This is a genomic window from Sulfuricurvum sp. (assembly GCF_028688295.1).
Classification (GTDB): Bacteria; Campylobacterota; Campylobacteria; order Campylobacterales; family Sulfurimonadaceae; genus Sulfuricurvum.
Map to the genome: position 1 here is coordinate 12,269 of NZ_JAQTYM010000005.1, position 24,284 is coordinate 36,552.

Genomic DNA, 24,284 nt, shown 5'->3' on the forward strand with positions numbered 1-24,284 from the left:
TAATTACTACTCTTTAACCACTATTTTTCACCCTCTCGCCGCTAATCCTATCGCCAGTGCACGTTCAATCTCATCCCCATAATCGGGATTTTTGCTTCTCAATGTTTTTTCAAACTTTAAAATCAGTTTCGAATCCGTTTTCGGATGAGTACAAAGCGCTTCGAGGAGATGTTTGTAGCTACCGATACTATGGGTATTAATCGTTGAGAAACGCTCTAAAATCAGATTGATGGCGCGATTGAGCTCGGACGCACTAGAGGTGCTGTTTTTGATGATCGCACTGAGGGTTTCAAAGGTTTCGATTGATGCAGGAGTTACATTTGGGGGAGGTTTCTTTTTATTGCTCCAGACGTACAGAGCAACCAGTCCGATAAGAAGGAACAACAGTCCCACAATGGTGAGAATTAAATTTACAGTAATCATGTTTAGGTTTCTTTATAAAGTGAAGTAGAGGTATTGTAGCGAAAAAGGGATGAATTAAAATGGCTCCCGCAAATGCGGGAGAAAAGGAGAATGAGCTATTAAAGGATTACCATTTTAATTCGGTAGTCAACATATACACATCTTTAGATGCTCCAGTATCTGTACCAGCTGCATTTTCTTCATCGATATATTTTGCCGTACCGATGAAACTTACGTTTTTGTTATATTTATATGCAAGAGCAGCAATTTTTTTAGTACCTTCGTATGAAAGTGTTGTTACTCCTGCTGCTGTTTTGTTCTCTTTTTTATAATCATCGTAACGACCGATGATGGTCCAATCGGTAAATGGACGGATTTCAGCATTGATTGAGAATAAATCGTATTCAGAGTCAGTACCTGAAGCGATACGAACATCATCATCTGCCTTTACATATTGTGCTGCTAACAAAAATTCTGGTTGGTTATAGACTGCATGGATACCGTAGAATGTACGATCGTATTCAGCTGCATCACCGATAGCAATGTTGTCATCTTTATGATTGTGTGAAACAATACCCATTGTAGAGATATTTAAATAACTATCTTTTGTTCGATCGTTTTTACCAATTTTTTTACCACTTCCGATCAAGTGACCTGTAAGGCGCCATTCAACAGAGAGCTTAGAATCATTTTGTTGGTTACCTGCTTTTTTATCTGCATGGTACCCTTCACCATTGAAAACACCGATTTCAGAGCTGAAGTTTTCAGTTTTAGTTTTAAAGTTTACTCCAAAATCCGCAGAGTTAATAAGGTCAACACCCGATTCAGTTGGAGTTGATTTTTCTTCCAAAGCAACTTTGTTGAATGAACGGTAATGCCATGCATTGTGCTCTTCATAGTCGATCCATGGACGGTGAACGATACCCGCTTCTACACCTGTATATGGAAGAACGTTATCCAAATAGAGGTATGCGTATTTGATAAATACATCTGCGTAACCACCACCTTGAGAAGTTTTCAAATCACCGCCTTCAGGAAGTGTACCTGTATCAGATGACAACTCTTTTGTTGTATCCATAGTTACACGAGCGTAATCTTTGTCATTAAAAAATGCTTTTACTTGAACGTAGTTACGACGCATTTCAAAACCAGATGAACGCCCTTTTGTAGAACTTTTGGTCTCTGGATCAGCTGTTGTAAATCCTAGGTAATGAGTTCCGCTAAACTCAAGAGTTTTTGCTTTAGATTTTACATTGGTGTATTTTTTAGCCGCATCTTTGTACTCTGAAAAGCTAGATTCGATTTCACGATCAGCCATGTCAACAGTTTTTGCGTCAACGAAATCGCCCATCTCCACGCGGCCTTCGCCCGGAGTTGTATAAACTTGTCCTGTTTTAGGATCACTGTAGAGGGTCAAAGCATCTGCTGATGCAACGCCACTGATCATCGCCGCAGCAAGGGCTGATAATGCAACTTTTTTCATAAGAATCACTCCTGTTTTTTAGTGGTGTCATTGTAGAGAAATTTGATTACATGATTGTTACATTACAGAATGATTACGATAAGGAAAATGAATAAAGAACAAGGGGATGAAAACGAAAATAATGCTCCACTGAACGCATACGCAAGGACAATGGAGCTAAACTTAAGGAATTGAAGAAGGAGAATGAACGTTGGGCCTGATTAGGACACCTTTAAAGACACCGAGGTGTTTTTAGAGGTGGCTTTTTTGTCATTGCGGACATGATCCGCAATCTATAGATCCTGAATCAAGTTCAGGATGACCGTTTTAGAGAAAAATTATTTACTTTCTGCCCAGTATTGACGAACAAGATTTGTTGCATCAATTGAGAGAGGGATATATCCTAATTTTTCAGCCGCTTTATCACCGTTACGGAATGAGTGATCAAAAAATGCAATAGTTTGTTTATTGATATCGGCTGTTTCACGTGGCATCAAGATATAGGTTGCTGCTACGATTGGATACGTAGAATCACCTTGACCTGCTACAAGTGAACCATAGAAGTGGTCTTTTTTCGTCCATGATGCTTTGTCGATTGCATTTTGGAAGTTTGTTTTGCGAGCAGTGACCCATTTACCGCTAGCGGTTTGAAGTGTTGCTGCTGAGAGGTTATTTTTCTCTTTATATGCGTTTTCGATATAACCGATAGAGTAAGGAGTTTCTTTAACGATGTTTGTTACACCCTCATTCCCTTTTCCGCCGACACCGGTTGCCCAACCGATCGCTTTACCGGTTCCGAATTTGCTTTTCCACATTGGAGAAACATTGCTCAAATAATCCGTAAATACGTGAGTCGTTCCTGATCCGTCAGAACGGTGAGCAACAATGATTTTTTTCGCCGGAAGATTAAGTCCTGCATTGTCAGCAACGATTTTCGGATCGTTCCACATGGTGATAGTACCTGCAAAGATTTCAGCAACAACGCTGTTTTTAAGTTTCAACGCTTCATCTTTAACACCAGGGATGTTATGCGCTACTGCGATTGATCCGAAAACTGCCGGGAATTGGTACAATTTTGCTTTGTCTAACTCTTTTGGTGTCAATGGAGCATCGGTCGCACCGAATTGCACAACGCGTTCAGTAATTTGTTTGATACCGCCGCCTGAACCGATTGATTGGTAGTTAACACGAGTTTTGGTCGCTTTTTGGTAGTTATATGCCCAGTCGTAATAACATGGAGCCGGGAAGGTAGCACCCGCACCGTTGATTTTGTCTGCCGCGATCATCGATGATGCTGCTACTGCTGCGATCACCAAACCTTTTGTTATGTTTCTAAGCATAATAGAATCCTTTAGGAATTTTTGATGGCGGTATTGTAGAACTACCGGGTAACGAAACGATTACAAAAGGGCCTTAGTGTTTGTAATCTCTCGGTTATAAACCATTGTTATAATCGCGCACATCATTTATATCAAAGGCGCACCAATGCTACCACGCTATGAAAACAAACTTAACGAAATCCGTTCAATGATTTCACTCATGCTTTCTCAAATCATCCAATCGAGTGAAGAGACGCTTAAAGCATTTGAGACCGATAACACTGAATTGTATGAAACATCCCGCACATATATTAAAAATATTCAAGCCGAAGCGAATAAAATCGATAACGAAATCATTAAAACATTTGCCCTCTTCGGACCGGAAGCGGATGAACTGCGTCTGCTCGTGGCATATCTGAAAATGACCAATGAAATCGACCGTATTGGTGATGGGCTCAAAAAATACAGCAAACGTCTCCATGATCATTGCATGGGGGGATGTGATATGTCTGTTTTGACCAATGCGATTATTCAATTGCACAAAACGACGATCAATGCGTTACAATACATTGCAGAATGTTTGAGTGATATTGATGCGTGCGATGCGGATGATATTTACCGTAAAGTAATGGTAGAAGAGTCTAAAAATGACGATCTTTTCTCGATTATGGAAAAAGAGCTCTTGAATCTTATCATCGACGCGGATGAGCTCGCCGTTGAGTACGTTAGAGTGTTGGGGACATTGCGTAAACTGGAACGAATCGGTGATCGTACGGTTAATATTGCGTCATTGATGCTTTATGCACAAAAAGGTGGAGAACTAAACCTTCATAATTAGTTCTGTAGATGCGTAAGTATTCAAAATTTATTCAAAAGAGGCTAGCGGTGGAGACACTGATACTGATTGTCGAAGATGAACAAGACATATTAGAACTGATGGAGTATCACTTGGGAAAAGAGGGGTATGAGACCATCGGTTTTCTCAACACAAAACACGTCGTTAATGCTCTCGAAGAAGAGAGAGTAGACCTTATTTTGATGGATCGTAATCTCCCCGGTGCCGAGGGATCTGAATTTGTGGAGTCGCTTCGCAAACGGGGGATACAAACACCGGTTATTTTTGTCAGTGCAAAACAAAAAGATGAAGATATCGAACAAGGTTTCGAGCGTGGAGGAGATGACTATATTACCAAACCCTTTAGCATGAAAGAGTTGGTTTTACGGGTCAAAGCGATTTTACGCCGTACCCAAAAACGTCCGAATGAAGGTCTTTTAACCTATCGTGATATCACGCTCAACCTTGGGGCGCGTACCGTAGTGATTGAGGCAAATCCAGTAGAACTCACAAAACTCGAATTTGATCTTTTACATGCACTTATTGTCAATGAAAACGTTGTACTGGAACGCGATTATCTCTTGGAACATGTTTGGGGAAGCGATGAAGTGTATCAAGACCGCACTGTTAATGTTGCCATCAATCGCCTAAAAGAAAAAATAGACCCGGATAAAAGTAAAGAATATATCAAAACCGTGCGGGGAGTTGGTTACACACTGTGCTAAGGATCCATCAGCTTTTTTTCCTCAATGTTTTAGGTCTTTTTGTCGCAGCACTCTTTGTTGCTTCGCTTATTAGTTATTTTACCCTTAAATCGATGATCATCCAGGACAGCGAAGAGCGACTGGTACAAAATATTAATCTTCTGAACCCTCTGATAAGTATAACCAAAGATTATGATCGTTTTGTGGCGCAAGCTTCGGGAAGAACTTTTCTTCGTGTGACCATTATCGATGAAGATGGGACGGTTATTGCCGAGAGCGATGCGGATAAAAATACGATGGAGAACCATTCTGGACGTATTGAGGTGATGCACGCGATGACTCAGCCTTATGGGGTGGCTATCCGCTATTCGAACACCGTAAAAAATGATTTTATCTATGTTGCCCACAAAATTGTGACCCCTGATAAAACATTTTATCTCCGTTTAGCGATGAGCCTTGATAGTGTGATGGACCATTTTTATCTCCTCTGGATTAAACTTGTCGGGGCGTTTGGTATTTTGGTCGTTATCGCCCTTATCATTGCCTACAATATCTCTAAAAAAACCCGTTATGACATCCAGCAGATTACCCATTATCTCGATCAAATATCGGCTAAAAACTATCAAGTCATTCTTAAGCCAGAGTATTTCCGCGAATTTTTACAAATCTCGATCATGCTCAAAAATTTGGTTAAAAAGCTCCAAAATCGAGATAAACAAAAGCGTAAACATACCGCCAAGCTCCGATTAATCAACAAACAGCAAAATGATATCCTCTCAGCTATCAGCCATGAGTTTAAAAATCCGATTGCCGCGATTATGGGTTATGCGGAAACACTGCAAGATGATTTACATCTCGATCCCAAAATACGGGCTAAATTTCTCGATAAAATTCTCTCCAATACCCACCGTGTTACACTGATGCTCGATCGGCTTGCCCTCTCTGTGAAACTCGAAAATAATGATCTTTCGATTAAGCCTTCGAGGTTTGAACTCTCCGAAGCATGTCATGATTCTATATCAATTTTACAGGCTAAATACCCTGGACGTACCATTCGCTATGAAGGGGTTTCAAAGAGTGTATTTGCCGATAAGACGATGATTGAGCTGATCCTCACTAATCTCATCGATAATGCCCTCAAATACTCTGAAGAAGAGGTGGTCGTTAGGCTCAGCGAGAGCACGCTCAGTATTTGTGACAAAGGAATCGGAATTGCCCCTAGTGAACTCGATAAAATTACTTCCAAGTTTTACCGTGTTCAAAAAAATCGTTGGGACAACTCGATGGGGCTAGGGCTCTCTATCGTTAGCTATATCCTCAAATTGCATGATTCAGAACTGCGGATAGAAAGTACATTCGGGCTCGGTTCAACATTTAGTTTTTCACTTACCAATTTCATCGAGAAAAAGAAAATAACCAAAAAATGATCCCACTCCCTCTTTGTTTGGTAAAACTCATCGAACATTTATCCGCTGAGGGGATTAAAGCTATTTTTGTCGGCGGATTTGTCCGCGATTATTTTACCGGACACGCTACTGCTGATTTGGATATTGAGCTTTATGGAGTTACCTCTCTCGAAGCACTTGAAACCCTCCTAAGACCTTTTGGAAAATTGGGGCTTTACGGTAAAAGTTTCGGTGTTCTAAAGCTCTCCTATGAGGGCTATTCGATCGATTTTGCACCGCCACGAACCGAATCTAAATCGGGATTCGGGCATAAAGGGTTTGAGGTACTTTGGGTGAGTGAACTCGATTTTGCATCGGCTGCTCGTCGTCGCGATTTTACCATTAACGCGATCGGTTACGACCCCATAACACAATCACTTCTCGATCCTTATAACGGAGTAGGAGATTTAAACGCTAAAATCCTCCGTTGCGTTGACCCTGAAACGTTTGTCGATGATCCCCTGCGGATATTACGTGCGATACAATTTGCCGCACGTTTTACATTGACGTGTGATGAGCAGCTTTTGCTCTTGTGTCAGAGTATGATCGCCAAGGGTGCCCTCGAAGAACTCCCGAAAGAGCGGATTTTTGAGGAGATTAAAAAACTGCTTATCCTCTCAAATACCCCCTCGATCGGATTACGTCTTTTGGAGAGTTTTGGGGGTAGGAGACTCTTTGGTGTGTTTGATGAAGAGGCATGGGATGAGACATTGACACGCGTTGATCAGTTAGCCCAACAAACATACGACACGCCGCAGGAGCGTTTAACGTTTCTTCTCGCTGCCTTGCTTCTCCATTGCGATGATCCAATTGGTGTGTTGGAACGCATTACGTTTCACCATAGCTTAGCGATGCGTGTTCTCAAAATAATCATGCATGCGCGCAAATGGGGAACTCTCTCACAACCGCCTATACCACTTCTGATGGGGCGAGATTTAATTGCTCACGGGTTGTCACCCTCGGAATCATTTAAAACCATTTTAGACGCGGCTTACGAAGCACAGTTGAATCAGTTGTTTAGCAGCCGCGATCAAGCCCTGGTGTGGCTAAAGAGGTACTTGGTAACGGAGTCGTAATCATCATAGTCTAAAATTGCACATATTTTTTAGGATAAGGCTTGGCATGATTGATAAAATCTTCTTAAATATGACCCGCGCCAGTGCACTGTTAGTTCTTTTCATCGTTGCCTGGATATTTGTGGTTCTCTTTAATGAGTCGACCGAGGCGATGCAAACGTTCGGACTTGATTTCATCACCAAAGATGAATGGGCACCAAATCTGGAAAAATTTGGTGCGTATGCGGCGATTTTCGGCTCTGTTGCCTCAACCTTTTTGGCCATGCTTTTAGCGATTCCTATCGCCATCGGCGTTGCAATCTTTTTGAGCGAAATCGCCCATGATAAAATCAAAGGGTTCTTCGGAGTGAGCATTGAGCTCCTCGCCGCTATCCCTTCTGTTATTTACGGGATGTGGGGGCTCTTTTTCTTTGTTCCGATCTTGCGTGATATTTTTGGTGGAATGGGAATCGGGCTACTCGCTGCGGGAATCGTTCTCTCCATCATGATTTTGCCGTTTATGGCAGCGGTCACTCGTGATGCGATGAACACAACTCCTGATATTTTGAAAGAGTCGGCGTATGCGCTGGGGGGGACACAATGGGATGTCATCAAAGACGTCATCATCCCTTACGCAAAAGCGGGGATTATCGGCTCACTTATCCTCGCACTCGGTCGTGCAATCGGGGAAACAATGGCGGTAACGTTTGTTATGGGGAATGTCCATCACACCCCAAGCTCGATTATGGATCCGACAACTTCGATTCCGGTCACATTGGCCAATGAGTTTACCGAAGCGGATTCATCGCTTTATTTCTCAAGCTTATTCGGGTTGGCGCTCACGTTGCTCATTATGAGCTTTGTGGTGATCGCCATTGCGAAGTTTTACTTTTTACGTAAAGTGAGGAAAGGACAATGACCGCAGTTCAAAAACGGATTGTTATCAACAAAATCGCACTTGCTTTTTCAACATTGAGCGCTGTTATCGCACTTAGTTTTTTATTTTGGATTCTTGGTGTACTTGTGATGAAAGGGCTTGATGCTCTAAGCTGGAGTATCTTTATTTATGAGGGTTCACCTCCGGGTTATGCGGACAGTGGTCTTAAACACGCCCTTGTCGGTCAGCTGATTTTGGTGGGACTCGCAACCGTTATCGGAGTCCCTCTGGGAATTATGGCGGGAACTTACCTCAGTGAATACGGTAAAAACTCGAAACTTGCCCATACAATCCGTGATATTTCGGATATTATGATGTCGGCACCCTCTATCGTTATCGGAGCGTTTGTTTATGCCGTTATTGTTATGCCGATGGGACATTTTAGTGCCTGGGCGGGAGCAATTGCATTGGCAATTATGATGATTCCGATTATTTTACGTACAACGGATGATATGCTTCAATTGGTTCCCGGAACACTGCGTGAAGCCGCGTTCGCTCTGGGTGCACCTAAGTATAAAGTGATTATCGATGTCGTCTATCGTGGTGCGAAAGCAGGGATTTTGACCGGTGTATTGTTGGGGATTGCCCGCGTTGCCGGAGAGACAGCACCATTGCTCTTTACTTCGTTTAATGATAATTTTTTCACGACTGATCTGAATCAAGCAATGCCTTCGCTTACGGTAACGATGTTTAACTATGCAATCAGTCCGTATGATGATTGGCAGCAACTCGGATGGGCAGCTGCTTTCATCCTCTCGATGTTTATTTTAGGTCTGAATATCATCGGACGACTTATTTTATTAGCCGGAAAAAGGAAATAACATTATGGCAAGTATTATCGATATCAAAGAAGAGTGCGCACTCCAAGTACGCAATTTTGACTTCACCTACAAAGGCGCTCCGGCACCGAGTTTGAAAAAAGTAACTATGCCGATCGCCAAAAATGCGATTACAGCGTTAATCGGGCCATCAGGATGTGGTAAAACTACATTGCTACGTGCATTTAACCGTATGCATGACCTCTATCCTGGGAACAAATACGAAGGTGAAATCGAGTTTGAAGGGCGTAATATCCTAGATCCGAAAGAAGATTTAATCCATCTTCGTACCAAAATCGGGATGATTTTCCAAAAACCGACCGCGTTTCCGATGTCGATTTATGACAATGTTGCTTACGGTATGCGCTTGCAGGGGATCAAAAACAAAACCGAGCTCGATGGTCGCGTAGAAAAAGCACTCCAAGATGCCGCTATATGGAAAGAGGTAAGCGATCGTCTCAAACACGATGCTAACGGTCTCTCAGGCGGACAACAACAACGTCTCTGTATCGCACGCGCGATTGCGGTAGAGCCGGAAGTATTGCTTTTTGACGAACCAACCTCTGCACTCGATCCGATCTCGACTCAGGGGATCGAAAAACTGGTTATCGAGCTCAAAGAGCGCGTATCGATCATTATCGTTACCCATAACATGCAACAAGCCGCACGTGTAAGTGATTACACCGGATTTATGTATTTAGGAGATTTGGTGGAGCTAGGCAACACTGAAGAGCTATTTGTTACCCCAAAAGAAAAACTCACCCAAGAGTACATCACCGGTAAGTTTGGGTGATATAATCCTTATAGGATGTCACCAATCGCTCACAGGAAGTACCATGAATCTTTTATCACTTTATCTGCTCCGTCCTCTCACCAAAACACAAATTGAATATTCGCTCGATCTTAACCTCATAAAAGGGGTTGAGAACGGTTATTTCGGGCACAACGAACATTATCACGTTGTACTTGCCCCATTTGGGGTTTTAACCTTGATTGCTGAAGAGAAAAAAGAGATCCTCAATGCACTGAGCCTCCTCAATATCTCTTTAGAGGATGAAAATCTCATCACCCAAGATTACCCTATCATGATGGATGGTGATTTGGCCAAAAACTTTGAGATTACTAACGAAGTGATCCTTTTACGTGATACGTCACCCCTTAGTCTTAACATTATCGCTTTGGCAATCTCTCAGAGTGTGGGGTTGGAGCATTATGAGAAGCGGCTTGATACCTTGTTCGCCCAAAGTCGCCATATTGTGGAGTCCATCCACACGTTTTCGATCTCCAGACGGTCCCATCTTATGAGCTTCGTTAAACGGCTTGCCCTTACCCGTCATGACATGGTGAGCAATCTTTTGTTATTGGATAAACCGAATATTTTATGGGATGATGGAGATGCGGAAGCGCTTTATAATCGTTTGGCATTTATTCTCGAACTGTATGATCGTCACGAAATCGCTTTATCAAAACTAGCACAGATCAAAGAAGATGTGATGTTGGTGATGGACATTATCAACCATAAAAAAAGTGAGTTTTTGGAGTGGATCATTATCATCTTGATCGGCGTTGAAATCGTTATGGGGTTGTACGATTTTTTTCTGAAATAACTCCCCCTCTGTTACCATTAGGTGATAAAACGGTCACCGTATTGTAATGCTACCGTACTAAACTCTGTTTCATGAATGATCTATTAGCGTATAGAAGTGTTTTTATCTCGGATCTCCATCTTGGAACACGGGACGCTCAATCGGAGCATCTCTTAGAGTTTATCCGAAACGTCGAGTGCGAACATCTCTACCTTGTCGGCGACATTATCGACGGATGGGAACTGCGCCGCAACTGGCGATGGAGCCAAGCCCAATCTGACGTACTCCAAAAAATCCTCCGCAAAGCCCGCAAAGGGACGCAAGTTCACTACATTATCGGTAACCATGATGAGTTTTTACGTCCCTTTTTACCCATGGTGATGGGGGATAATATCACCATATCACATGAAAAAGTCCATTACGCGCTCAATGGTAAACGCTACCTCGTCGTTCATGGCGATATGTTCGATGCGGTTACCATGACCAAAAAATGGGTCGCCCATTTGGGTGATCGTTGTTATCTTTTTATGCTGCGGCTGAACCGTCCGATCAATACGGTACGCCGATTATTTGGTAAATACCACTACTGGTCATTGTCAAAAATGGCTAAACAAAGTGTCAAACAAGCCGTGAGTTTTATCACCGATTATGAGGAAATCCTATCTTCTCACGCCGATGATGGCGGATACGATGGGGTGATCTGCGGGCACATCCATCATGCGGAGATACGCCTCATCAATGATATCGAATATCTCAACTGCGGTGATTGGGTCGAATCGTGCACGGCGGTCGTCGAACATTACGATGGAAGGTTTGAAATTTATGAACACCACCAAAACAGTTAGTATCGTTTTTTACAAAGGGAGCGGTAACTTTAGAGACAAGCTCATCCGCTTATGGACAAAGAGTCCCTATTCACATTGTGAGTTTGGTCGAAGTGATGGGTTGTATCACTCTAATGATCGGTTTCGCTTAGTTTCTAGAGCCGAAATGATCGACATCCAGTCGAATGATTGGGAAATTTGCAAACTGACTCTTCCCGCTGAGATCATCGAGCGGGTTGAAAAACGTCAGTTGAAAAAGAATGGAACGCAGTATGATTGGATTGGGATTATCTTTTCTCAGGTGTTTCGACTGGGGATTCACGATTCGCGACGATGGTTTTGTTCCAAAAGCAACGCTGATGATTTGCATTATGCCTACAAGCTGATGCAAAGAAGTAAAAAGAGCACCTTCGCCCCCTATGTTCACGCGCTCCATCCGATCCAAAAATTCAAATCCAATGAGCTTTCTCCGAGTGATCTGTTTGCGATTGTACGTGAAATAGAACACCTTCAAAATAATATCCATTCTAACGAAGTACGCTACCAAGAGGTTTATGAGCGAAGCTACCGAGCAGGGTGAATAGGTTTTATTCCTAATCAAGCTCATCAGGACCGGGTTTGCTCGGTTTGGATTTAAAGAGCAAATCGCTGGGGCTCTCTTGGAGCGATTTGATTAACACTTTCCCCTCACGAATGAGCTCTTTTCCCTCTTCGATTGCTTGATTTGAGTTTTCTATCGTTGCGTTTAGCTTACCTACTGAGTCGGCTTTTTTAATCTCACGGATGAGTTCGGTACTCTCTTTGGCCAATGCTTTCGTCTCTTCGAGAACGGTATCGCTCTTTTGTGCTACGCTAGAGAAATCTTTGAGGGTTTGGTTGGTGTTCTCCTCTAGCACTATCGCCCCTTTGACCAAGGAGGTAATATCATGGCGGTTGTTTTTTAGCTCACTCGATATGAGGGAGAGATTTTCCAAACTCGTCGTCGTGTTTTGAATATTACGTTCGCTGACAAGCTGATCGATTTTGAGAACAGTTTTATCGATATGGGAGAGGATCAGTTCGGCTTTATCGGTTATCACGCTTATCATAGAGGGTTTTGAGAGCAAAACCGGACGTTCGCTTTTATCGACCGCACTCAAAAACGGCGATCCATTCGTCCCCCCTTTGATCTCCAGATAACCGATCCCCGCGATCCCTTGAGAGTTTAAAACGATGATGCTGTCGGTTTTTATGGGGGTATTTTTCTCCACTTTGAAATCGATTTGAATTCTCTCAGGGTTTTCACCATCGATGCGCACCTCTTCGACGAATCCGACATCAATCCCTTTTAATCGCACCGGAGAAGAAGCTTTTAATCCTGCAACTGATTCGGAAACATAGGTGCGATAGCTCTGAAATTTATCCTCATTTGAGCCGTATTTCCCTAACCAAAAGGCAAAAACTCCTAGCGAAATCAGGCCAAAAAGCGCGATCACCCCTACGAAAATAAAGTTTGCATTTCTCTCCATTACATCACCTTTAAAAATTCATTTAAAAATGGCTGATTGCTTCGAACCGCCTCTTCGTAGTTGCCGTCAAAACAGACCTTTTTATCATTCAACACGATAAAGCGATCCAACACCGTTTTGATCGTATCCAAATCGTGTGTCACAATCACGACACTAAAGCCCAACATGTCACGCAGCTCGACGATCAGCCGATCAAATGCTTCGGCACTGGAAGGATCTAACCCACTGGTAGGCTCATCTAAAAAAAGCAGCTCTGGATCTAGCGCCAGTGAGCGCGCTAACCCTACCCTTTTTTTCATCCCGCCGCTTAGCTCTCTGGGGTACAAATAAGCGGCGGATGATGGCAACCCCACCATGCTCAGTTTTGTCATCGCGATATTTTCGATCAACTCGTGAGAGAGATTTGTGTACTCGATCAGAGGCAAAGCAATATTTTCCAGTACATTCATAGAGGAGTAAAGGGCACCGAATTGAAACAAAACCGCCCATTTTTGCCGAAGCCTTTGAGCACCTTTTGCATCTATATCTCGGATCGATTCCCCTAAAATCTCGATTGACCCTGAGTGAAATTTTTGGAGCATGATGAGCTGACGCATCAGTGTCGATTTTCCCGCACCGCTCCCCCCGAGTATCCCAAATATCTCCGATTTTTTCACCTCGAACGATACCCCATCATGGACGAGTTGATGATCGAATTTCGTCACGATGTTTTCGACGTTAATGATCGTACTCATATTCCCAGCTTTGTGAGAGCTATCGCGATACAGGCGTCACAGATAATGACCCAAAAGATCGCACTCACGACGCTTTTCGTGGTCAGCGCTCCGATGCTCTCAGTGCTTCCGCTCACTTGAAAGCCTCGGTAGCACCCGACGATGGCGATAATCCCCCCATAAATCGGAGATTTTCCCAAACCGACATAGAGCTCGTTAATCGAGATTTCGAGATACATCCTATCAATAAACTCATTGACACTGATCCCTAAATGGAGGTTGGCGACAACCAATGCCCCCATCATCCCCGCGATGTCTGCAGCAAAAATGATGATCGGCATCATCAGTATCAAGGCAAACACACGGGGTAATACTAAAAAGACGAACGGATCGAGACCCATTGTTCGCATCGCATCGATCTCTTCGGTAATTTTCATCGTTCCGATCTCTGCCGTAAAAGAGCTAGCACTCCTAGCTGCGATCAAAATAGCGGCAATCATCGGTGAGAGTTCCCGAAATACCGACATAACGCTCAGATCAACGACGAAAATATCACCACCGATTTTGTTCAGATATCCAGCGGATTGATACGCAACCACCAAGCCTATCAAAAACGAGAGCATCATAATGATGGGTATAGCTCTGATCGCGGCGATATCAACCTGTTTTACAAAAGCAGTAAAGCGAAAATCCCACGGTTTTATCATTACTTTGAAAGTAGCTGCTACACCTTCTCCGACAAAAGAGAGAAAATTACCGATACCAGCAAAGAGGTCGAATATCCCTCTGCCGAAAGATTCTAAAAAATGGGATTTTTGCTTTTGCAATAGAGGTTTATACGAAAAGTTTTTTTCATAAAAAGTAAGTAATTTTTGGTTCTCAGCAGTGAGATTGATGAAATCAACACTGCACCCTCTCCTGCTTATACTCTTTTTGATGCGAATAATTTCAACCGCTCCGGCAGAATCGATGCGAGAACATTCCGCAAAATCAAAAGTAACGGGCAGAGAGGGAAGATGAAGTATTTTTGTTTCGATATTTTTGCTTACTGAAAGCGATTCTTTTGTCCAATCCGACAGAATCATGACGGTCGTAATGGTTGATTCAGAATCATTTTTGATGCGTATCATGGCAAAATTATGCCCGTAAATCCAGATAAATCGTGTAACCGAAAAGTAACCTAATTTTATAAATATACACACTCGTAATCTTTTTATCGTACACTTACGTACTGAGAGTTTCAGATCCAAAAAGGGAAATAATGAAAAAAAATATACCTCATAGTGCACCGACAATAGAATCTGATTTTTTATCCACAATTTTGGACCGGTTACTCGATTTAAAAGAGAAAATGATCCTCGATACCAATCCAGCCATCGATAATCTCTCTTTACTCAATCTATACCACTATCTCAACCTCCGTAAATACGATTTTTCACAGTTGCAAGATGATCTTACCAAAGTAGGACTCTCCTCTTTCGGACGATCACAGGGGCATATGGAAGCGAGTGTCAATGTTGCACTTGAAATGCTCTCTCTATCGTTAGGAAAAAAACTGTCACTTCCAAAGAGCCGTTTGAGTTATGAGGCTTCTCATGAGATTATGGACAAAAATGCACAGATATTTTCCACCTCCAGCGATAAAACAAAAATCATGATTACTATCCCTTCCGAATACGACGAAGGGTGGTTTAGCGACCTCGCGTGCGAGGGGGTTCACCTCTTTCGAATCAATACTGCGCATGATCATCCGGACGCATGGAGTAAAATGGTGACAGAGATTAAAAGTGCGTCGTGTGAAGAAAAAGCGTTAAAAATTTACGTTGATCTCGCAGGCCCGAAAATCCGAACCTCTTTGCCAGAAGGGAAAAAATCAAAAAAAATCAAAGTCTTTTATGGTGATAAAGTATTGATCCACTCTAGCACATCAACCCTCTCTAAAAAAGAGACAAAACATTATGATGCCGTGGTAGGATGCACCTTGGAAAAAATAGGGAGCATGGTGAGTGTCGGAGACCATCTCTTTTTGGATGATGGAAAAATCGAACTTTGCATCGATGAGATCCTCGGCGAAGATATCGCTTGCAGTGTTTTGACACGTAATGAGGAGGGATCTAAAATCAAAGACGAAAAAGGGATCAATTTTCCTAGCAGCGACATCGCGATTCACGCTATTTGCGAGCATGACAAAGAGGTGCTTCCGTACGTCTGCGAATACGCCGATATCCTCGGTATCTCCTTTGCCCAAACTCCTAAGGATATCACCGATTTGATCGATGAGTTGGAAAAATTAGGGAAAAAAGGGGAAATAGCAATCGTCGCCAAAATCGAAACTAAAAAAGGGGTCCGAAACCTCCCCGCTATACTTGAAGCACTTATTGAGTATGGAAATTCGGGGATCATGATCGCACGGGGTGATTTGGCAATCGAGATCGGATTTGAAAACCTCGCGTATATGCAAGAGGAGATCCTCGATCTTTGTACGGCAGCGCATATGCCCGTCATCCTTGCCACCCAAGTATTAGAGAGTAAAATGAAAACCAATATCCCCAGTCGAGCCGAAATCTCAGACGTTGCCTTTGCCCATAAAGCGGAGTGTGTGATGCTCAACAAAGGGGAATATGCTTTGGAGACGATCAAAATCCTTACTACGATTTTTGCGCAGATGGATTTGATCTTTCGAAAAAACAAACTGCTTTATAATCCAAGTTTTCAATGGAAGTAATCGGTAACCGATTTGAAATTAATAGATTCTATACTTAGCGTATGGAACAATTATCTCCTTTTTATGAGCGTTATTTTGATGTCTTGGATATTGCTTTTCAGCCGATCGTTGATATCCATTCGGGAATTACTTTTGGTGTCGAAGCCCTTTTACGCGGTAGTGATGTTTTAGGATATGTGAGCATCGAAGCATTTTTCGATCATCTTTACGAAGATAATGTCCTCTATACTTTCGATCTTAGATTGCGTGAAAAAGTAATTGAAAAATTTTGTAGGATTTCGGGTTTTGAGAATTTAAAGCTTTTTTATAATCTCGATAATCGAGTGTTGGAGATGACCGATTTTTCAAAAGGGAATACCTCTCGAATCCTCAGACGTTACGGACTCGATCATAAGCGAATAGTATTTGAACTCTCCGAACACAATGAAATCACCAATTTAGACCATTTCACCCGTCTCATGAGCCATTATGGGGATGAGGGATTTTGCATCGCGATTGATGATTTCGGAATTGGACAATCGGGATATAAACTTTTATACCATTGCACCCCGAACGTGATTAAAATTGACCGATTTTTTCTCAGTTCTATCGATAAAGATCCGAAAAAAAAGCTCCTTGCTCGTAATATGGTACAGCTCGCTACCCTTTTAGGTTCTCGTGTCATTGCAGAGGGTGTCGAAACTGATAGAGAACTGTTGGTCTGTAAAGAGATTGGTGCTCAGATGGTTCAGGGCTATTTTGTTGCTTACCCAACCATCAATATTGCACAAATAGCTCAAAAATATTCTCATGTCGTTGAACTCTCTGAAAAAGATCATCGTTTTAAATCACATCAAAATATCATATTAAAACGCCTAGAGAGCATAAAACCGATCGTTATCGGTGACTCGATGGAAGCATTGTTAGATTTACTCAAAGCCGATGATGAACTTTTTTTAGTTCCAGTTGTTGATTCCGCATCCTTCCCTAAAGGGATTATTCACGAACACCGCCTAAAATCTGTTATTTATTCTCCGTTTGGGAGATCACTTATCCAAAATCGTTCTTCGAATCTTTCGGTTTTAGATACCTATATTGAACCGATCCCTGTCGTCGATGTCTCAATGCCGCTAGAGACCATTATAGAGCTTTTTTCCCTCTCCCCAAATGCTCCGGGCGTTCTTGTAATCGAATCATCGCGTTACATCGGATATCTCAGTGCACGTGAAATGATCGAAGTGGTACATGAGCGTAATCTCATCTCTGCCCGGGACCAAAATCCCCTTACGCGATTACCAGGGAATTACCGTATCAATGAATTTATCGCTCAGATCCTCGAAAATAAAAATGAAGCAGTTGTTGTCTACTTTGATTTTGATCATTTTAAACCGTATAACGATTATTATGGATTTCGAAACGGTGATCGCGTTATTTTGCTCTTTACCGAACTTATGCATAAATATCTCTCTACCGATTTTTTTAAAGGGCATATTGGCGGAGATGACTTTTTTATGGGGACCCTTTTGCGTGAAGAGGTCACATTCGAATCGGTATATGAGCAGGTAGAGCGGTTAATTTATCAATTTATCGATGAAGTACGTGAATTTTACGATCAGATAGATCGTGAACGAGGGTTTATCCTCTCGGAAGATCGAGAAGGAAATAGTAAAGAGTTCAAACTGCTTAGTGTCAGTGCTGTTGTTATCGGTCTGGGAAAAGGGTCTGCCCCTATCAGCGGAGAACATTTACAGCAGTTGTTTGCTCAAGAGAAAAAACGGGCAAAAAAATCGCCTACCCACATAAGTGTTATTCACATCCGCGAGAATTAGGCTCTTTTGCTGCTATTTTTTCTTTGGAGGGTTATGGGGGAGGAAATCGCGAAAATCTTTGATATAGATCGCGTTGATCCCTTGCCCCAATTCATGGATATCAGCATCGAGCCGCAGCCAGCGGTTTACGGTGTATTGTAGGAGGACACTCGATACTGTATCGTTTTTATAGATTACTCGAAGGTCTTTGTTTAAGCGTGCTCCCACTTCAAATCCCATCCCCCCCTCAGCAGTGGTGAGGATATTCATCGTGTCGATTTGGAGTTTGGTTGCTCCACTGATGAGCCCTTTTAATCCTGCTCCTAGCATAAAGTTCGTTGCATCAGCACGGACGGTAGTGGTAGAGTTGTCTCCTCCCCCAATCGCATTTGCGGGTGAGCCAAAAAGGATATAGCTCATAATGTCATTTTGACTCATCACCGGATCGGAGCTAAAGAGGAAAATCGGCGAATCGAGGGTATGGGTAACATAAATGAGAATTTTGTTGTAATTGACTTCATGTCCGATTGTGAGATTCAGATACGGATTAAGGGGGACATCTCCACCGAAATAGATTTCGGAGTGTTTAAGAGTAAAGAGTTTTCCCGCTGTTGTAGCCGTACCATTAGGGATAGTTACCATCCCTAAAATCTGCATCGCCTCGGTTGGATCTTTCCAGAGGGTGATATCAGGATTGAGACGTATATCGAGCTCTTTAGTTTTAAAATGGATTGGTTCATCTGCTGTGATATGGAGGTTCATGGCGAATTTTGCACTGCTTGGCGGACGGACATCCTGGATAATGATGATGTCATCGTCCATCACCTTGAACTGTTGCAACGGTAAATAGGTGATCGTTGCATCGAGGAAGGTGAGAGAGCCTGAGAGATTTTGGTTGGCGTCAGCATCACGCGTAAAGGCGAGATCGGTTCGCGCATGTGCTTCACCTTCTGGTCCTTTGTAACTAAAACGATCTGATTGAAGACGTAAAGCGGCGCTGAGATCGTTTTGGATATTTCCGCTAAGGAGCAAACTGTCGTAAATCCAGAACTCATCGATCATCACTTCCCCTGTGCTGGAGAGATGGATATGAGATGTTTTGTCACTAAAGATGGGGTGATCGGCTATTTCAAATTGGTAGCGGTTGATGGTGATATTTCCATCACGATAATCGACACTCATACTCCCATTCGTCCCTGCATAGGCTCGTTGAGAATCCAGTACCGCTGCATACCATGGGATTTTTAACTCACTTTTGATCGTGAGCGTATTGGTAAAATCGATGTGTGTACGGGCACGAATTTCTGCATCATAGTATTCACCTTTGTGCAGTTCGATCGGTTCTAGTTTGGAAAGTGTTGAAAATAAAGAGGGGATGAGTAGATCGATATCTACACGGTTGTCTCCGAGAGATCCGTCGATATCAAAAAAGGCTCCGAGATAGTTACCTGAGCCTTTTAGATTATCCCCCCTCAGCGAGGCATTAAGAGCGAGTGACTCTCCGCTGAGCTGTAATCGTGTGGCATTGATCTCATCATCGAGCGAGAGGATAAGATGTTCAGGCGGTTTGTGCGCCCAGTTTTTCCACATCGCTGCATCTTGCATTAATGTGAGATTTCCATCCAGAGAATGATGGCTGTTTTGGATCGAAAAAGTACCCTTAAAGTGTGCATGATCGTGTAGCGCTTGGATATCTCCGTGCAATTCGTTTGTGCTGAGTAGATAGTTCCCTTTGGCATTAAGCTCAAGTGCTGAAGAGCGGAGAGTCTCAGGTAATGCCTGGATAAAGGAGAGATTTTTATGTTCACTGCGGAGTTTCCAGTTAAAGCGTTCATAATCGGTGCTGGCGAGTTGGAGGGTACTTCCATCGAGTTGGAGGAGACCACTCAACCCTTTTGACGAATCGGTGAACTCTCCGTGCAGTGTGTTAGCCGGGAGCGGATGTTCTGAGGTGACAAGAGCATCGAATTCGGTTGTTGTCGTTCCATCCAGTGCATAACGGAGATGTTGTTTGGTTTGGAGGGAGTCATTAGCGCGTACCAGTCGATAGAGGGCATCGATATCGAGATAGTCGTTTTCATACACATAGCGAAAATTGAGTGTGATGGCTTCGGCATGAACACTTGGATCTTGCTTCGACTCTAGTCGTGCGATGGCAGTTTGCAAAAGAGCTTGATCGGCAGACAGATCGTTGATTTTTATCCTCAATGTACGTGGCAGTGTTGTAAAACGACCGCTCAGAGGTGCCAGCTCTCTAGCATTGGGGTAGAGATCGCAGAGCCCTTTGAGGGAGCTGTTTCGAACCACGCCGCGAATTGCGCCGCTCGCATAGCGTGATTTTAACGTTGCGGTGAGAGAGGCAAAATTGATACTATCACCATCATAGGAACCATTTTTCCCTCTTAGATCGAGTTCGACAGGGTAAGCACTGATGAGCTGAAGATTGGTGATCGATACGTCACGAAGTTTAAAGGTTGGAAACGGCCAGATGGATTCCTCATCGCTGATAAAATCATCCAGATGGAGACGTAAACCATCGATTTTAATCGAATCGATGGTGTGTTCACCCTCTAACATTTTGACGAGATTGTATTGGAGTACGAGGGTTTTAGCCTCCATTGTATCACTGCGGACGTTATGGAGGACGAACCCCTCTAGGATCGATCCCTCAGCATGGGTATAATGAACCCCTAGGGGTTCGAGAAAATAGGTATTAATAATCTCTAAACTGTCGGGACGAAAAGCGATATACAAAGCCGCTGATGCGAGTAAAATAACGCTGTAGAGGAGAAAATGGAGCGTTACAAAGAGATGTTTAAGCCATTTTAGCCATGGGAGTAATCGAAGACGTTTCAAAAGAGCTCTCCGATCCGAAAATGGATAGCGTATTGGCTGTTATCGTTTGGATCGATCCCAAAATCGATTGCGATCGGTCCTACGGGTGTTACATAGCGGATACCTACACCCACACCCCAATAGGCATCGTTGGCGTAATCGGGGAGGGTACTTTGTGAGGCAAAGGTGAGATCGCTGAAGAGTACTCCTCGAAATTCTTGATAGATAGGGAATCGGTATTCGAATGTTCCCTCACTCAAAGATGAAAAACCGATTGGGTCACCATCGCTGTTTTTAGGACCCAAATCACGATAGGTATAGGCACGGTTAGAGTTCATTCCCCCAGCATAAAAGCGATAGGATGAGGGGACTTCTCCATCATAAAGACGTAGTGTTCCCCATTTGAGTTTAGCTCCGAAAACGTGATCTCCAAGACTGGTTATGTATGCGCCTGAGAGGAGGCTTTTAAAATAAGTAGCATCGGAAAAGACGGTTGATCGTATCGAACCGGTCAGTTTGGCATTCAGCCAGTACCCTTTCGTCGGTTCTAGAGGTTTATTGCGAGTATCGAAATTAAGTTCACCCAGTGGAGAGGCGATAAATAAGACTGAATTGGGGAAGGTGTTTATATCTTGTGATTCATAGGTTTTGGAGCGATCAAACAGTACTCCGACCATTGCCGATCCCGGATTGTCTTGGTACTTTGCTGTTATTTTCTCATAAATACTTTCGGCTTTATACCCATCATATATCTCATTGGTATAGCCGATCTCACCCCCGAGTACTCCTCTATTGTGCAGTGGCATTGCTATGGTTCCAGAAGCCTCTTGTTTGATTTGTGAATAGCGTAAGTTAAGAGCAAGGGTTTTAAGATCACCGAAAAAATTACGATGTTTTAATCCTGTTTGTGCTTGGATACCCTGATCGCTGCTGTATCCCAACCCGGCGGTAAATCGGATGGGACGTTCCGCTTCTTCGATGCTAAGGCTGATGGGGACGATACTGCCGTTGCGCTCGTTGTCGTTGATGAGGACACGGGTTATCCCCTCTTGGGCATAGAGGGCTTCATAGCTCAGACGGATCGCTTCGACACTGTAGGGATCACCCTCTTCGAAGCGCAGCATGGATGCAGTAAGTTTTCCATCAATATTGGGAGTTGATTCGACACTAACTGTACCGAAAGTACACACCTCACCAGGGGTAGCTTCAAATAGTAAGTAGGCACGATTTATTTCGATATCAACCCACGCTTTAGTATTGAACTGAGCATTACAATACCCCGCATCTGCGTAGCGCTTTTTAATCGCTGATTTGGAGGCGGAAAATGCTTCTTGGTCAAAAAGTTCGTCTTGATGGAGGGGAATGGACGATTCGATATCGAGAGCGCTATTAATTTTGATATCTCCAATGAGGATAGGGGTGTTCTCCTGAATCTTAAAAACGACACCTTTTTCATCGGTTTCAGCGGTAACTTTAGCGTGGTAATACCCTTTGGATCGATAAAAACTGCCGAGCGCAGAAACACTCTGTCCAATGGCGATGGGTTCTATAGAGGGTTGATCTTCCCATACCTCTATGCCATAGGGTTTTCGAAGCCCTAAAACACCATAAAGTGTATTTGAGTTGATCTTTTCATTGCCGTTAAACGTGATAGGGATGGGGGTGCAGAGTAGATGGAGGGAAAATGTCATTAAAACAATAATGATACGCATCGCCCCTCCTTGAAAATAATCTCCCTTATTTTAGCGTAACAATACTCTACTGTGGGTAACTACGGTGTTAGTTCCTCTTATCGGAGGGGGCTTTTTTCATGATAGTGCCCCAGTCGCGATCAAAGATTTTACGGATATAAAGTTCATTATGTGGGACCAAACAACCGGCACAGTTTTGATGAATCGCTGTATCGGTGATAAAACGATCCCCATCGGGGCTGTCGATAGAGCAGATACTAAAGAGGGTTTTCCCCTCTTCGAGAGTAAACCCAGCATCGTTAAAACGGAAATTAGGACAGGCACAGAGATAGCAGTTGAGTTCTTCGGTATCGTGGCACTTTTTCTGTTCTGCGTAGAGGGGGCAGAAATCGCTCTCTTTTTCAACCATATTCTCAAATCGGAAATACTCGATCACTTCGTCGTCGCTCAGAGCGGAGAGTTTATCCATAATAACACGGTGTTTGGCAGCGTGAGTGTCGAACCAGTTTTTATAGGACATATAAAGTAGCCTTTATTAATTTGATTTTATTAATGCCGATATAACAAAAACATGGTACTATTCTTGCTGAATTCAGTACCGAGCGGTAACTAAATCTATCGAGATTTCGGTCGCAGAACCAAAGTGGGTTTTACCCTTCGTGAAAAAGGTATTTTTATGAAAAAAACTATTGCAAACACCAATAAATTCTTCTCTACCGCTAAAAAGCGGGAAACTATGATCGTTAATTCGGTTTATACCTCTGCTAAAGCGGAAGGTTCTAAAACAACCAAAAAAGAATTGAAAGAACACTACAAACTTATCCATTCCTAATCTCTTCTTCGATTTTATCGATCAATAATTGCTGTAGCGGTTCATAGTTACAGTGATACCCTTCATGTACTTTCTGAATATAGTTATCACCGTTTTTGAGATTTAGCCCGATCATTGGCAATCCATTTTTCGCCAAAATAATATCTCCCAAAAGTCGGCTGATTCGTCCGTTTCCTTCCCTAAACGGATGAATAAACAAAAATTCACTCAACAATCGGGATAAATCTGACGTAATCAACTCAATATCTTCATACTGTTTTTTAGAAACCTCTTTAATCAACGTATTAAGCTGTGGAATCCCTTGTAAAAATTCTAATCTCCATGTCCATGCTTCGAGATTATCCCCTTTGCTCATTTTAACCGTTCTAATCTCACCCGCAAATGGGTAGATTGATTCAAAAGCCCTCTTATGCCATTTTTTGACGGTGTTAAAACCAAATGATCTCGAAATGTCAAAATTGACAACCAAATCGCTGTAAAGTTCGAGGAGTTTTAAATCCTCATGTTTTTGAATCCAATCGCTATCAGTGGATTTTAGGTAGTTGATACATACACCGCTAGAGGTCATTATTTTTTGAATGTCGTTACTTGCCCAATGACTCCATGGATTCGAAATGATCTGATCAGGGCTTAATTCGTCACATTGTAGATTCGTTTTATCGAGAATATTTTTAGGCGGCTTTGTTGATTTAAAGTATCGTTTATCCGTTTCATACCAATATTGGATAGGTGTATTATGGGAAGTTTTAAAAACGTAAAGAAGGTATTTTGATTTGATCATTGTTTGTCCGGTATAAATCCTACTT

At 42.8% G+C, this 24,284-nt stretch carries 23 protein-coding genes; 13 read left to right on the forward strand and 10 right to left on the reverse strand.

Annotated features, from left to right (window positions below; translation table 11 throughout):
* Positions 1 to 27: 27 nt before the first annotated feature.
* The 3 genes from PHR02_RS02360 to pstS all read right to left on the reverse strand — a co-directional run bounded on the left by PHR02_RS02360 (position 28) and on the right by pstS (position 3,204).
* Entirely contained in the window at positions 28 to 423 is a 396-nt protein-coding gene (locus PHR02_RS02360; RefSeq protein ID WP_299988392.1) for a hypothetical protein, read from the reverse strand.
* 106 nt (positions 424 to 529) lie between these two features.
* Complete coding sequence (locus tag PHR02_RS02365) at positions 530 to 1,885, reverse strand: hypothetical protein (RefSeq protein WP_299988395.1); 1,356 nt, start codon at positions 1,883 to 1,885, stop codon at positions 530 to 532.
* Between the two features lie 317 nt (positions 1,886 to 2,202).
* Complete coding sequence (pstS, locus tag PHR02_RS02370; protein WP_299988397.1) at positions 2,203 to 3,204, reverse strand: phosphate ABC transporter substrate-binding protein PstS; 1,002 nt, start codon at positions 3,202 to 3,204, stop codon at positions 2,203 to 2,205.
* A gap of 145 nt (positions 3,205 to 3,349) precedes the next feature.
* Here pstS and PHR02_RS02375 point away from each other — a divergent pair, with 145 nt between their 5' ends.
* The 10 genes from PHR02_RS02375 to PHR02_RS02420 all read left to right on the forward strand — a co-directional run bounded on the left by PHR02_RS02375 (position 3,350) and on the right by PHR02_RS02420 (position 11,967).
* Positions 3,350 to 4,021 (forward strand): PhoU domain-containing protein, encoded by a 672-nt coding sequence (locus PHR02_RS02375; protein ID WP_299988400.1) that lies wholly within the window; start codon positions 3,350 to 3,352, stop codon positions 4,019 to 4,021.
* A 47-nt stretch (positions 4,022 to 4,068) separates the two neighbouring features.
* Entirely contained in the window at positions 4,069 to 4,743 is a 675-nt protein-coding gene (locus tag PHR02_RS02380; protein ID WP_299988403.1) for a response regulator transcription factor, read from the forward strand.
* Positions 4,737 to 6,149 (forward strand): HAMP domain-containing sensor histidine kinase, encoded by a 1,413-nt coding sequence (locus PHR02_RS02385; RefSeq protein WP_299988407.1) that lies wholly within the window; start codon positions 4,737 to 4,739, stop codon positions 6,147 to 6,149. The genes PHR02_RS02380 and PHR02_RS02385 overlap by 7 nt, the downstream gene beginning before the upstream one ends.
* Entirely contained in the window at positions 6,146 to 7,243 is a 1,098-nt protein-coding gene (locus PHR02_RS02390) for a hypothetical protein (protein ID WP_299988410.1), read from the forward strand. Before PHR02_RS02385 ends, PHR02_RS02390 begins: the two co-directional genes overlap by 4 nt.
* Before the next feature lie 46 nt (positions 7,244 to 7,289).
* On the forward strand, positions 7,290 to 8,141 hold the full coding sequence (gene pstC, locus PHR02_RS02395; protein ID WP_299988412.1) for a phosphate ABC transporter permease subunit PstC: 852 nt from the start codon (positions 7,290 to 7,292) through the stop codon (positions 8,139 to 8,141).
* Positions 8,138 to 8,980 carry a phosphate ABC transporter permease PstA gene (gene pstA, locus PHR02_RS02400; protein ID WP_299988414.1) on the forward strand — a complete coding sequence of 281 codons (843 nt, stop codon included), beginning with the start codon at positions 8,138 to 8,140 and terminating at the stop codon, positions 8,978 to 8,980. Before pstC ends, pstA begins: the two co-directional genes overlap by 4 nt.
* Positions 8,981 to 8,984: 4 nt before the next feature.
* The gene (pstB, locus tag PHR02_RS02405) at positions 8,985 to 9,770 is read left to right on the forward strand and encodes a phosphate ABC transporter ATP-binding protein PstB (RefSeq protein WP_299988416.1); all 786 of its coding nucleotides are present in this window, start codon (positions 8,985 to 8,987) and stop codon (positions 9,768 to 9,770) included.
* A 43-nt stretch (positions 9,771 to 9,813) separates the two neighbouring features.
* A complete protein-coding gene (locus PHR02_RS02410) occupies positions 9,814 to 10,584 on the forward strand; it encodes an RMD1 family protein (protein ID WP_299988419.1) in 771 nt (256 codons plus the stop codon).
* Between the two features lie 71 nt (positions 10,585 to 10,655).
* Positions 10,656 to 11,408, forward strand: a complete 753-nt coding sequence (locus tag PHR02_RS02415; protein ID WP_299988422.1) for a UDP-2,3-diacylglucosamine diphosphatase — start codon at positions 10,656 to 10,658, stop codon at positions 11,406 to 11,408.
* A complete protein-coding gene (locus tag PHR02_RS02420; protein ID WP_299988424.1) occupies positions 11,386 to 11,967 on the forward strand; it encodes a hypothetical protein in 582 nt (193 codons plus the stop codon). The genes PHR02_RS02415 and PHR02_RS02420 overlap by 23 nt, the downstream gene beginning before the upstream one ends.
* Positions 11,968 to 11,980: 13 nt before the next feature.
* Here PHR02_RS02420 and PHR02_RS02425 read toward each other — a convergent pair whose 3' ends face one another.
* From PHR02_RS02425 to PHR02_RS02435, 3 genes are read right to left on the reverse strand one after another with little or no spacing between them, the layout of a single operon-like run.
* A complete protein-coding gene (locus PHR02_RS02425; RefSeq protein ID WP_299988427.1) occupies positions 11,981 to 12,895 on the reverse strand; it encodes an MlaD family protein in 915 nt (304 codons plus the stop codon).
* Positions 12,895 to 13,629 (reverse strand): ATP-binding cassette domain-containing protein, encoded by a 735-nt coding sequence (locus tag PHR02_RS02430; protein WP_299988430.1) that lies wholly within the window; start codon positions 13,627 to 13,629, stop codon positions 12,895 to 12,897. The genes PHR02_RS02425 and PHR02_RS02430 overlap by 1 nt, the downstream gene beginning before the upstream one ends.
* Positions 13,626 to 14,738 carry an ABC transporter permease gene (locus PHR02_RS02435; RefSeq protein ID WP_299988434.1) on the reverse strand — a complete coding sequence of 371 codons (1,113 nt, stop codon included), beginning with the start codon at positions 14,736 to 14,738 and terminating at the stop codon, positions 13,626 to 13,628. The genes PHR02_RS02430 and PHR02_RS02435 overlap by 4 nt, the downstream gene beginning before the upstream one ends.
* A gap of 131 nt (positions 14,739 to 14,869) precedes the next feature.
* Here PHR02_RS02435 and PHR02_RS02440 point away from each other — a divergent pair, with 131 nt between their 5' ends.
* Together PHR02_RS02440 and PHR02_RS02445 are read left to right on the forward strand one after the other, a co-directional pair.
* Complete coding sequence (locus PHR02_RS02440; RefSeq protein ID WP_299988437.1) at positions 14,870 to 16,333, forward strand: pyruvate kinase; 1,464 nt, start codon at positions 14,870 to 14,872, stop codon at positions 16,331 to 16,333.
* Between the two features lie 41 nt (positions 16,334 to 16,374).
* Entirely contained in the window at positions 16,375 to 18,141 is a 1,767-nt protein-coding gene (locus tag PHR02_RS02445; RefSeq protein WP_299988440.1) for a GGDEF domain-containing protein, read from the forward strand.
* Between the two features lie 12 nt (positions 18,142 to 18,153).
* Here PHR02_RS02445 and PHR02_RS02450 read toward each other — a convergent pair whose 3' ends face one another.
* The 3 genes from PHR02_RS02450 to PHR02_RS02460 all read right to left on the reverse strand — a co-directional run bounded on the left by PHR02_RS02450 (position 18,154) and on the right by PHR02_RS02460 (position 23,166).
* On the reverse strand, positions 18,154 to 20,976 hold the full coding sequence (locus tag PHR02_RS02450; RefSeq protein WP_299988443.1) for a translocation/assembly module TamB domain-containing protein: 2,823 nt from the start codon (positions 20,974 to 20,976) through the stop codon (positions 18,154 to 18,156).
* A complete protein-coding gene (locus PHR02_RS02455; RefSeq protein ID WP_299988446.1) occupies positions 20,973 to 22,667 on the reverse strand; it encodes a BamA/TamA family outer membrane protein in 1,695 nt (564 codons plus the stop codon). Before PHR02_RS02455 ends, PHR02_RS02450 begins: the two co-directional genes overlap by 4 nt.
* A gap of 67 nt (positions 22,668 to 22,734) precedes the next feature.
* A complete protein-coding gene (locus tag PHR02_RS02460; RefSeq protein WP_299988449.1) occupies positions 22,735 to 23,166 on the reverse strand; it encodes a hypothetical protein in 432 nt (143 codons plus the stop codon).
* A 156-nt stretch (positions 23,167 to 23,322) separates the two neighbouring features.
* Between PHR02_RS02460 and PHR02_RS02465 the strand changes: the two genes are divergently transcribed.
* Positions 23,323 to 23,478: a hypothetical protein gene (locus tag PHR02_RS02465; protein WP_299988452.1), complete on the forward strand. Its 156-nt coding sequence runs from the start codon at positions 23,323 to 23,325 to the stop codon at positions 23,476 to 23,478.
* Here the strand turns inward: PHR02_RS02465 and PHR02_RS02470 are convergent.
* Entirely contained in the window at positions 23,465 to 24,259 is a 795-nt protein-coding gene (locus PHR02_RS02470) for a Fic family protein (RefSeq protein ID WP_299988454.1), read from the reverse strand. The two genes, PHR02_RS02465 and PHR02_RS02470, sit on opposite strands and share 14 nt — an antisense overlap.
* Positions 24,260 to 24,284: the final 25 nt, after the last annotated feature.